We start from the raw sequence: 11,145 nt of genomic DNA, 5'->3' as shown, positions 1-11,145 counted from the left end.
GCAATCGTTCAACTGGACCTACACCCGCGACGACCTCAACCAATTCCTGGCCCACCTGCGGCTACACGACCCAGTCACATCCCCACCAGTGAGCCGACCGGCCGCATGACCCCGACGAACTAACGGAGATGCCCACTAGCCGGCCAGGCCCGGTGGCAGGTCGACATCGATGGCGTGGACCAGCCAGGTGTAGCCGCCGAGGCCGGCCGGGTGGAGCAGCTCCGCCGCCTGGCTGGCCGCGCCGATGGCACGCAGGTAGCCGGCGGGGTCGGTGCCGGCGAGGTGGTGCGGCGGCAGCTCGCCGCGTACGCCGAGTGCGCGCAACGCCTGGCGCTGTGCGGTCAGCACGGTGGCGGACGCCTCGACGGCGGCCGCGCACGCGTCGATGGCCACGTGCGCGGTCAGGTCCATGCTGCCGTCCGGCACCGGCGCGACCTCCCGGCCGGCGCGGAAGCCGGTGAGGGTCCCGTACGGCGGGCGGGCCTCGCGGGTGTGCGCGTAGTCGACGGCCACCGCGATACCCCGGTCGACGCCGCCCACCACGGCCGCCCACGCGGCGTCGCGTGGCCGGCCGATCTCGGCGCGGTCGCCCACCTCGGCCGACGGCCACCAGCGCTCCAGCCATGCGACGTCGGCCGGCGGCGCGGGCGGTCCTGGCCGCTCCGCGCCGGTCGCGTCGACCTCCACCAGCCGCATACCGTCCGCCGTACGAACGGCGACGTCGAGCGGGACGTTGTCCAGCCACTCGTTGGCCACCACGAGCGCCTGTACGCCGGTGGGCAGCTCGGCGGCGAAGTCCGGGTGCCCGATCTCCACGCCGACGACGTCCAGGTCCGGCGCCACCCGCCCCAGCGCGCCCGCGAGCTCGCCGCGGCCGGCTCCGACGTCGACGACCGTATGCAGCCCGGCGGACGCGGCGAGCGTCGCGAGCGCCCCTGCGAACGCGTCGCCGACGTGCACCGAGGTGCGGAAGTGGCCGGCCGGTCCCTCCGGGCGGCGGTAGAAGCCCTGCGGGCCGTAAAGCGCCTCGGTGCTGGCCTCTCGCCAGGTACGCCAGCCGGTCACGCCGGTGAGACTAGTCCACCGGGGTCCTACCTGCGGCGTACCCGGGTCGGTCGCGTCGGTGACGCCGGCGGTGAGCCGCAGCGCCTAGGCTCGGACGTCGTGCTGGCCTTCCTGTGGGCGTGGATGCGACGGCACCCGCGGATCGTGGACGCAGGGGTGGCCGCCCTCTTCCTGCTGCCCAACGTGCTGACCGGCCGCGTCTACCCGATCGAGCAGGCGGTCGGTGGCTGGCCGCTCGCGTACGTGTTCATGGTGGCCATGTGCATACCGCTGGTCTGGCGCAGGCGCTGGCCGGTGGCCGTGTTCGCGGTGCTGGCCACGGTGGCGTTCCTGCAGTGGGCGGCGAACCACTACCTGACCCTGGCCGACGCTGCCCTGTGGTGTGCCGCGTACACGGTGGCGGCGAACAGCAGCCGCGCCTACACGGCGCTGACGTTCCTGACCATGGAGCTCGGTGCCCTGCTGGTGGTGCTGCGATGGGCCGGTGCCTTCCCCGACGGTGCGGTCACGTTCGTCTGGATGACCGTCTGCACCCTGACGACGATGGTGTTCGGCGACAGCGTGCGCAGCAGGCGCGCCTACTACGCGGAGCTCGAGGCACGCGCCCGCCGGCTGGAGCACGAGCGCGAGCAGGAGGCGCAGCTGGCCGTCGCCGAGGAACGGGCGAGGATCGCCAGGGACATGCACGACGTCGTCGCGCACAACGTCAGCGTGATGGTGGTGCAGGCGGAGGGTGCCGCGTACCTGATGGACACCGACCCGCAGCGGTCCCGTACGGCCGTGCAGACGGTGGCCACCACCGGTCGGCAGGCGCTCGCGGAGATGCGCAGGCTGCTCGGTGTGCTGCGCTCAGGCGACGCCCCGGCCGACGAGCGCGCGCCACAGCCGAGCATTGCCGACCTGCCCGACCTGGTGGCACGCGTGGTCGCCGCGGGGCACCCGGTCGACCTGCAGCTGTGCACGGCCACCGAGGGCGTGGACGCGGGCGTCGGGCTCACCGCGTACCGGGCGGTGCAGGAGAGGCGCTGACCAACGTGCTCAAGCACGCCGGGCCGCAGGCGCGGGCGACCGTACGGGTGGAGCGCTCGCGGGACGAGCTGCGGCTGACGGTGACCGACGACGGGCGGGGCGCGGCCGCCGACCCAGGTGACGGGCGGGGCCACGGCCTGCGGGGGATGCAGGAACGGGTGGCCGCGTATGGCGGTACGTTGCGGGCAGGCCCGCGTCCAGGAGGAGGCTTCGAGCTGAGTGTGCAACTACCTACGGGTGGGCGGTACTGACCCGCGGTGAGCGCCACGGAACCGATCCGGGTGCTGCTCGTCGACGACCAGGAGCTGGTGCGCGCGGGCTTCACCATGGTCATCGACGCGCAGCCGGACATCGACGTGGTTGGCGAGGCGGCCGACGGTGTGCAGGCGCTCGACGTGCTGCGCGCGACCACCGTCGACGTGGTGCTGATGGACGTGCGGATGCCGCGGATGGACGGCATCGAGGCGACCCGCAAGATCTGTGCCGACCCTGATGGTCCCCGGGTGCTGATCCTCACCACCTTCGACCTGGACGAGCACGCGTACGCGGGCCCGAAGGCGGGTGCGTCCGGCTTCTTCCTGAAGGACTCGCCGCCGGCCGACCTGCTCTCCGCGATCCGCGCGGTGCACTCCGGTGAGGCGGTCGTCGCGCCGAGCACCACCAGGCGGCTGCTCGACCGGTTCGTGTCCTCGCTGCCCGACGAGGGCGGCGGTACGACGACGGCCGTGGACCTGCTGACCGAGCGGGAGCGCGAGGTGCTCGTGCAGCTCGCGCACGGCAAGTCGAACGCGGAGATCGGCGCGTCGCTGTTCGTCTCCGAGGCGACCGTGAAGACCCACGTCGGCCGCATCCTCACCAAGCTCGGCCTGCGCGACCGGGTGCAGGCCGTGGTGCTCGCGTACGAGAGCGGCCTGGTCCGTCCCGGCAGCTGACCCGGCGTGCCGTGGTGCGCGGCGTACGACCTGGGGCGTACCTTGGCCAGTTCCACACCCCCCGAAGGTCGACCCGAGAACCGACCGAAGGCCCGATGTGCGCCACGCCACGGGTCCCTAGTGTGACTCGACGAAGCGATGCCGACCGGAAGGATGCACGTGTCCGTCACCACGTCCGGCTCACCCACCCAGCCATCGGGTACCACGGAGTCCGCCGACCCGTTCGCGGTCGCACGCAAGGCGGCCGAGGAGTACGCGGCGGGGCACGCCGCTCCGCGCGGCCGCAAGTTCGGCCGCGGCCGCAAGAAGCGTGCGGTGTTGCGGGAGCCCGCCGAGCAGCCGGCCGGTTCCGCCGCCGTACGGGCCTGCGAGCTGGTCAAGGTGTACGGCAGCGGCGAGACTGCCGTACGCGCGCTCGACGGCATCGACGTGTCGGTCACCGTCGGCTCGTTCACCGCGATCATGGGGCCGTCCGGGTCGGGCAAGTCCACGTTGATGCACTGCCTCGCCGGGCTCGACAGCGTGACGTCGGGCACCATCCACGTCGGCGAAACCGAGCTGACCAAGCTCGGCGACAAGGCGCTGACACTGTTGCGGCGCAATCGGATCGGCTTCGTCTTCCAGTCGTTCAACCTGCTGCCGATGCTGACCGCGAAGCAGAACATCCTGCTGCCGCTCGAGCTCGCCGGCCGCAAACCGGACCGTGAGTGGTTCGACCAGGTCGTCTCGGTGCTCGGCATCGAAGAGCGGCTCACGCACAAGCCCGCGCAGCTGTCCGGGGGGCAGCAGCAACGGGTCGCGTGCGCGCGTGCGCTGGTCAGCCAGCCGCAGGTGGTGTTCGCGGACGAGCCGACCGGCAACCTCGACTCCAAGGCGGGCGCCGAGGTGCTCGGCTTCCTGCGCCGGTCGGTGCGTGAGCTCGGCCAGACGGTGGTGATGGTCACGCACGACCCGAACGCCGCCGCGTACGCCGACCGGGTGCTGATGCTCGCCGACGGACAGGTGGCCGGCGAGATCGACACCCCCACGTCAGACTCCGTCATCGACGCGTTGCGCGCCCTGGGGGACTGACCGTGTTCCGTACGACGCTTCGCAGCCTGCGTGCGCACGGCGCGCGCCTGGTGTTCTCGTCGCTGGCGATCATCCTCGGCGTCGGCTTCGCGGCGGGCACGTTCGTGCTGACCGACACCATTCAGCACGGCTACCGCGCCTCGTTCGCCGCCGACGCGCAGCGGCTGGACGTGGTGGCGGAGCCGAAGGGGGCGGCGGGCGGCAAGCTGCCGGCCGGCCTGCTCGACGACGTCCGCGACACGACCGGCGTGGGCACGGCGCAGGCGCGCTACCAGGGCTACGGCCAGCTGCTCGACGAGGACGGCAGGCCCGCTGGCGGTGGCCAGGGGTTCGCGCAGGTCGACACCGTCGCGGCGGCGAAGTCGTTGCGGTGGCAGGAGGCGAGCAAGGGACGGCTGCCGGCCGCCGACGACGAGCTGGTGCTCGACGCGGCCGCGGCGAAGCGGTTCGGCTTCGGTATCGACGAGACCGTGCGGTTGGTCGACGCCGACGACGAGGTGCGGTCGTACACCCTCGTCGGGCTGATGGACCTCGAGAACTCGCCGCAGTACGCGGGCGCGCCGTACGCGGGGGTCACGGCGAGCCAGGCGAAGCTGCTCGCCGGTGTGGACGCGAAGGTGCGGATCGACGTGCTTACCGCGTCCGGCAGCTCGGCCGGCGCCGTCGAGCGGGACATCGCGACGACGCTGCCCGGCGGCTGGCGCGCGTACACCAGCGACCAGTACACGGAGAAGCAGCTGGAGGCGATCGCGAGCGAGCTGACCCAGCTGCGGACCGGGCTGCTCGCGTTCGCCGGCATCGCCTTGTTCGTCGCGGCGATCGTGATCGCCAACACGTTCACCATCCTCATCGCGCAGCGGACCAGGGAGATGGCGCTGCTGCGGTGCGTCGGCGCCACCCGCGGACAGGTGTACCGCTCGGTGGTGTTCGAGTCGGCCGTGCTCGGCATGGTCGGATCGGCGCTCGGGCTGGTCGCCGGCATCGGGCTCGCCGCGCTCGCGCAGACCGTGCTCGGCTCGCTCGGGGCGCCGGTGCCCGACGGGCCGGTGGCGCCGACGCTCGTCGGGCTCGCGGTGCCGTTCGCGCTCGGCACGATCGTGACGGTCGCCGCGGCCGCGTTCCCCGCGATCGGTGCGACGCGGATCGCGCCGATCGCCGCGCTGCGCAACCAGCCGCCCGCCGAGCGCGTACGCAAGACGCACCGGATCCGCGCCGCGCTGGCACTGCTCGCGGTGCTCGCCGGGTGCGCGGCGATGGTGCCGGGCGTCACAGGCGACGGTGGGGAGAGCGAGTTCCTGCTCGCGCTCGGCGGCGGCGCGGTCGCGTTCCTCGGCATCCTGTTCATTACCCCGGTGTTGGTGCCCGGCCTGATCCGCGTGGTCGGCTGGCTGCTCGCGCTGCCGTTCCGCACGCCCGGCAGGCTCGCCCGCGCGAACGCCGTACGCAACCCGGGCCGGGCGGCCGCGACAAGTGCGGCGCTGCTCGTAGGCGTCACGCTGATCAGCATCATGACCGTGGTGTCCGCGTCGGTGCAGGAGACGGCGACCGCGAGCCTGGACGACGAGTTCCCCTACGACCTGACGGTGACCGCCCGCGACCAGGCGGTGCCGGCGTCGGTGCTCGACGAGCTGCGCGGCGACGACCGGCTGTCCGCGGTGGTGCCGATCCGCGCCACCCAGGGCGAGCTGGACGGCACTGCGCTCCCCGTGCAGGGCGTGGACAAGGCGCAGGTGGAGCGGGAGTTCGGCTCGCTCGGCGCGTTCGACGAGGTGGCGCCGGGCAAGGTGGTGCTGCCGAAGGAGGCGGCCAGCAAGGCTGGGGTGGCGGTCGGCGACGAGGTCACCGTCGCGTTCGCCGGCGACGAGCGGTTGCGGGTCACCGTGGCGGACACGACGTCAGGCGGCAACGCCGTGGTCGCCAGTGGCGCCCTCCGTACCGTCGCGCCGGACGCGTCGGTGGGCAGCATGTACCTCGAGGCGGCCGCGGACGCGAGCGCCGAGGACGTGCAGACCGCGGTCGACGATGCCGTGGCCGGGCACCCGCAGCTCGCCGTCGACGGCCCGCTGCAGTACCGCGCGGCGATCGAGCAAGGCATAGAGATCACGTTGCTGCTGTTCGCCGGGTTGCTCGGTGTGGCGGTGCTGATCGCGCTGTTCGGCATCGCGAACACGCTGGCGCTGAGCGTGCTGGAACGTACGAGGGAGTCCGGGGTGCTCAGGGCGCTCGGGCTGACCCGCGGCCAGCTGCGCGGCATGTTGTCCGGCGAGGCGGCGCTGCTCGCCGCGGTGGCCGGGCTGCTCGGCGTCGGCCTGGGCGTCGGCTTCGGCTTCGTCGCGGTGGCCTCGCTGATCGGGCGCGACACGGCGGAGCTGGTGGTGCCGTACGACCGGCTGGCGACGTTCGTGGCGGTGGCCGCGGTCGCGGGCCTGGTGGCGTCGGTGCTGCCGGCGCGGAAGGCGGCACGCAGCTCCGCGGTCGCCGCGATGGCAGAGGAATAGCCGGCCGCGGTCGGGGTAGCAGAGACACCAGCAGCGGCACGCCGCCTCGGCAGGCAGGGGCAACCGTCGAGGCGAGGAAACGGGGCCGGCCGCTGCTGGGGACGAGGGGCGAGGCCCGCTGTCTCGAGGGCGCGGGTCTCGCCCCAGCCGTGCATCCCGCCACCCGTCGTCGTGTGGGCCGGCCGCCTATCCGGGCAGTAGGCTGTGCCTCCGGCGGGCGACTTGGTGGGGGTGCGATGGCTGAGGCTGGCTCCGGATCACCGTCCGCGCGGCCCGGGCGCCTCGCGGTGGGTGTCGTCGGTGCTGGCCGGGTCGGGGCCGCGCTCGGCGCGGCGCTCGCTGCCGCCGGTCACCAGGTCACCGCGGTCTCCGCCGCGTCGGACTCCTCGCTGGCCCGCGCGGACGCCATGCTGCCCGGCGCCGACGTACGGGCGCCGCAGGACGTCGTCGCGTCCGTCGACCTAGCGTTGCTCGCCGTGCCCGACGACGTGCTCACCGACCTGGTGCACGGGCTGGTCGAGGTGGACGTCGTACGTCGCGGCCAGCTGATCGCGCACACCAGCGGGCGGTACGGGCTGGACGTGCTCGAGCCGGTGCTTGCCGTCGGCGCGCTGCCGCTCGCGCTGCACCCGGTGACCGCGCTCACCGGCACCTCGCTCGACCTCGGCCGGCTGTCCGGGTGCTGCTTCGGCGTCACCGCACCTGAAGCGCTGCGGCCGATCGCCGAGGCGCTGGTGATCGAGATGGGCGGCGAGCCGGTGTGGGTCGCCGAGGAGCAGCGCCCGCTGTACCACGCCGCGCTCACGCTCGGCTCCGACCACCTGGTCACGCTCGTCGCGCAGGCCGGTGACCTGCTCAGGCAGGCCGGCGTGACCGACCCGGAGCGACTGCTCGGCCCGCTGGTGACGGCCGCCGTCGACCAGGCGCTGACCGCGCCGGAGAGCCGGCCGACCCCGTTCGCCCGCGGCGACGCATCCACCGTCGCGGCCCACCGCAGCGTGCTAGAGGTGTCGTCCCGCGAGGCCGGCGCGGCGTACGTCACGCTCGCCCGGCTGGCGGCCGACCGCGCGCTCGCCGCCGGCGCCCTCTCCCCCGACCAGGCCGAGTCGTTGCTCGACGCCCTCGCCGGCCCGGCCGACTAGCGAAGCGGTGGCCGGGGTTGGACATACTGGCCTCGGGCCCGAGGGTGCCTGGCGGGCCGGAAAGGTAGGTACGTGGCGTGCTGCTCACCATCGACGTGGGTAACAGCAACACGGTGCTCGGGCTGTTCGAGGGCGCGGACATGGCGGACAAGTGGCGGATCGCCACCGATCCGCTGCGTACGGCCGACGAGCTCGCCGTCGTGCTGCAGGGGTTGCTCGCGCAGTATCCCGAGCCCGGCGGCGCCGAGGTCACCGGCATCTCGCTGTGCTCCACCGTGCCGAACGTCCTCCAGCAGGTGCGGCAGCTGTGCAGCAGGTACTTCGCCGACGTGCCCACGGTGATCGTCGAGCCGGGCGTGAAGACCGGCGTGCCGATCAAGTACGACAACCCGCGCGAGGTCGGTGCCGACCGGATCATGAACTCGCTCGCCGCGTACGAGCTGTACGGCGGGCCCGCGGTGGTGGTCGACTTCGGCACGTCGACCAACTTCGACGTGGTGTCGGCGAACGGCGAGTTCCTCGGCGGCGCGCTGGCACCCGGCGTGGAGATCTCCCTGGACGCGCTGGCCGGCCGGGCCGCACAGCTGCTGAAGGTCGAGCTGCGGCGGCCGCGCTCGGTGATCGGCAAGTCGACGGTGGAGGCGCTGCAGTCCGGCATCCTGTACGGCTTCGTCGGCCTAGTCGACGGCATCGTGGAGCGGATGATCGAGGAGCTGCAGGTGTCCACCGACGAGGTGACGGTGATCGCCACCGGTGGCCTGGCGCCGACCGTGGTCGCCGAGTCGCACACCATCACCGTGCACGACCCGTGGCTCACCCTGGTCGGCCTGCGCCTGGTGTGGGAGCGCAACGTCGGCACCGCCTGACCCGCCGATAGCCTGGGCAGGTGAACGAACAGACTTCGCCGTACGAGGATCTCCCTGAGCAGATCAGGGTACGCAGGGAGAAGCTCGACCGGCTGCGCGCCGCGGGCGTCGACCCGTACCCGGCCGGTATCGCGCGCACCGTGACCAGCGCCGACATCCGCGCGCGCTTCCCCGAGCTGCCGGCGGACGCCGCGACCGGTGAGCAGGTCGCCGTGGTGGGGCGGATCATGCTCAGCCGGGTCGGCGGCAAGCTGTGCTTCGCCACCCTGCAGGACGGGTTCGGCCGCATCCAGGTGATGGTCTCGCTCGCCGAGGTGGGCGAGGAGTCGCTGGCCAGCTGGAAGACCGACGTCGACCTCGGTGACCATGTCAGGGTCGAGGGCGAGGTCATCACGTCCAAGCGCGGCGAGCTCTCGGTGCTCGCCTCGTCCTGGCAGCTGGCCGGCAAGGCGCTGCGCCCGTGGCCGGAGAAGTGGCACGGGCTCGCCGATCCAGAGGCCAGGGTCCGGCAGCGGTACGTCGACCTCACCGTGAACCCGGACAGCAGGCGGATGCTGCAGCAGCGCAGCGACGTAGTCCGCGCGGTCCGCGAATCCATGCATACGCGCGGGTATATCGAAGTCGAAACGCCTATGCTGCAGGTAATTCCCGGCGGCGGCACCGCGCGGCCGTTCGTAACGCATATCAATGCATATGATCTTCCGTTGTACCTGCGCGTCGCCCCGGAGCTCTATCTCAAGCGGCTGCTCGTCGGTGGCGTCGAGAAGGTCTTCGAGATCAACCGGAACTTCCGCAACGAGGGCGTGGACCGTACGCACAATCCCGAGTTCACAATGCTCGAGGCGTACGAGGCCTACGGCGATTACGACACGGTGGCCGACCTGACCCGCGGATTCGTCCAGGAAGCCGCGGTTGCGACCTTTGGGTCGACCGTGGTGCGGCATTTCGACGGCACCGAGTACGACCTCGGTGGCGGGTGGCGCCAGGTAACCATGTACGGCGTGCTTTCCGAGGCGCTCGGCGAGGAGGTCTCGCCGGCCGACGAGCTGAGCCGGCTCACCGTGCTCGCCGAGAAGCACGGTATCGACGTACACCCGTCCTGGGGTCCTGGACGCCTCGCCGAGGAGCTCTTCGACGAGCTGGTGGCGTCGACGCTCGTCGAGCCCACGTTCGTCCGCGACTACCCGCAGGAGACCTCACCGCTCGTCCGTTCGCACCGCCAGACGGCCGGGCTGGTGGAGAAGTGGGACCTGTACATCCAAGGCGTCGAGGCGGGCACCGGCTACACCGAGCTGAACGACCCGCTGGAGCAGCGGGAGCGGTTCGTCGCACAGGCAGCCTTGCGGGAGGCCGGTGACGACGAGGCGATGTGGTGGGACGAGGATTTCCTCCGCGCGCTCGAGCACGGCATGCCGCCGGCCGGCGGCATGGGCCTGGGAATCGACCGGTTGCTCCTGTTCTTCACCGGCCTACCGTTGCGCGAGTCGATTACCTTTCCGCTCGTCAAGCCGGGAAGCTGATTTACGTAATGCTGGATGTACTCGCAGCGCTGCTTCCACCTGGCGTGATGGCCGGTGTGGTCATCGCATTCGTGGTCTGGCTATTCCGCACTCAGCGAACGCATAATGAGGAGCCGCCCGAGATAGACTCGGATAGCGGTGGGCCGGACGAGAGAAACGAGTGACTCGCCGCTCCCGGATTTGCTTTTTCGTTATCATCAATGATCTGATGTCTCTGCAGATTACCTGGGATCGAAAGGTTACCCGGTGGCTCAGAAGGTCATGACCCTACTCGTCTGTGATCTCCATGGCGACGAGACCGAGGGTGTGGAGACAATTTCTTTCGGTCTTGAAGGCGCGACGTACGAGGTCGACGTCTGCAAGAAGCATGCGAAAGAGGTTCGTGATTCGGTGGGCCGGTACGTTCCTTCCGCGCGGAAGGTTTCCGGCCGGTCGAGCGGTCGCGGCCGCGGTCGGCGGGGTACGAAGGTGGCGGGCGCGTCCACGGCGGACGTGCGCACCTGGGCGATCGACAACGGCTACGAGGTCGGCGAGCGGGGCCGGATCCCGGCCTCGGTGATCGACGCCTACCGCGCCGCACACTGACGACTCGGACACGCCGGTGCCACCCGATGTGGTCGGGTGGCACCGGCGTGCTGTCTTGTCGGCCAGTGAGACAGGTATGATGAGAATGTCTCGGATGTTACGTTTGCGGCGATCTTGCCCCGGTTACGCGTTCGCTGGACGCGTAACTGTGCCACGAGTAGGCAGGAACACCGGCAACCAGGTCCCTGTTGTGGAGAGCATGGGGGAGTGACCTGCTCTGTGTCGGCCGGAATACGGACGTGCCATTCGGGTCACGGTACGAGAAGGATTAGCATTCAGCGGGAAGGGCGCCGTCGCCGGCGGCACCACCCCGACCGCGCCGAGGGAGCGGACTGATGTTCGAACGGTTTACCGACCGGGCTCGCCGCGTTGTCGTCCTCGCCCAAGAAGAGGCGCGGATGCTCAACCACAACTACATCGGCACCGAGCACATCCTG

The 11,145-nt window shown here is 71.5% G+C and carries 11 protein-coding genes; 10 read left to right on the top strand and 1 reads right to left on the bottom strand.

Features of this window, described 5'->3' with window-relative positions; all coding sequences use genetic code 11:
* Window positions 1-135 precede the first annotated feature (135 nt).
* Complete coding sequence (locus GEV07_29370; GenBank protein MQA06640.1) at window positions 136-1,065, bottom strand: hypothetical protein; 930 nt, start codon at window positions 1,063-1,065, stop codon at window positions 136-138.
* A 99-nt stretch (window positions 1,066-1,164) separates the two neighbouring features.
* Between GEV07_29370 and GEV07_29365 the strand changes: the two genes are divergently transcribed.
* The 10 genes from GEV07_29365 to GEV07_29320 form a co-directional block, all read left to right on the top strand.
* The gene (locus GEV07_29365) at window positions 1,165-2,094 is read left to right on the top strand and encodes a sensor histidine kinase (GenBank protein MQA06639.1); all 930 of its coding nucleotides are present in this window, start codon (window positions 1,165-1,167) and stop codon (window positions 2,092-2,094) included.
* Window positions 2,095-2,099: 5 nt separating this feature from the next.
* On the top strand, window positions 2,100-2,345 hold the full coding sequence (locus GEV07_29360; GenBank protein MQA06638.1) for a hypothetical protein: 246 nt from the start codon (window positions 2,100-2,102) through the stop codon (window positions 2,343-2,345).
* 75 nt (window positions 2,346-2,420) lie between these two features.
* Window positions 2,421-3,026, top strand: a complete 606-nt coding sequence (locus GEV07_29355; GenBank protein ID MQA06637.1) for a response regulator — start codon at window positions 2,421-2,423, stop codon at window positions 3,024-3,026.
* Between the two features lie 153 nt (window positions 3,027-3,179).
* Complete coding sequence (locus tag GEV07_29350; protein ID MQA06636.1) at window positions 3,180-4,097, top strand: ATP-binding cassette domain-containing protein; 918 nt, start codon at window positions 3,180-3,182, stop codon at window positions 4,095-4,097.
* A gap of 2 nt (window positions 4,098-4,099) precedes the next feature.
* Window positions 4,100-6,595, top strand: coding sequence for an FtsX-like permease family protein (locus GEV07_29345; protein MQA06635.1), 2,496 nt, complete (start codon window positions 4,100-4,102; stop codon window positions 6,593-6,595).
* A 236-nt stretch (window positions 6,596-6,831) separates the two neighbouring features.
* Window positions 6,832-7,737: a DUF2520 domain-containing protein gene (locus GEV07_29340; GenBank protein ID MQA06634.1), complete on the top strand. Its 906-nt coding sequence runs from the start codon at window positions 6,832-6,834 to the stop codon at window positions 7,735-7,737.
* Window positions 7,738-7,814: 77 nt separating this feature from the next.
* Window positions 7,815-8,603 carry a type III pantothenate kinase gene (locus tag GEV07_29335; GenBank protein ID MQA06633.1) on the top strand — a complete coding sequence of 263 codons (789 nt, stop codon included), beginning with the start codon at window positions 7,815-7,817 and terminating at the stop codon, window positions 8,601-8,603.
* Between the two features lie 20 nt (window positions 8,604-8,623).
* The gene (gene lysS, locus GEV07_29330) at window positions 8,624-10,123 is read left to right on the top strand and encodes a lysine--tRNA ligase (GenBank protein ID MQA06632.1); all 1,500 of its coding nucleotides are present in this window, start codon (window positions 8,624-8,626) and stop codon (window positions 10,121-10,123) included.
* A 246-nt stretch (window positions 10,124-10,369) separates the two neighbouring features.
* The gene (locus GEV07_29325) at window positions 10,370-10,708 is read left to right on the top strand and encodes an Lsr2 family protein (GenBank protein MQA06631.1); all 339 of its coding nucleotides are present in this window, start codon (window positions 10,370-10,372) and stop codon (window positions 10,706-10,708) included.
* A 335-nt stretch (window positions 10,709-11,043) separates the two neighbouring features.
* Window positions 11,044-11,145 (top strand): hypothetical protein (locus GEV07_29320; protein ID MQA06630.1); only part of this gene is annotated, 102 nt, incomplete at its 3' end.

Source organism: Streptosporangiales bacterium (assembly GCA_009379825.1).
Taxonomy (GTDB): Bacteria; Actinomycetota; Actinomycetes; order Streptosporangiales; family WHST01; genus WHST01.
The sequence above is the reverse complement of the archived record's forward strand: the minus strand, read 5'-3'. Positions and strand labels throughout refer to the sequence as shown.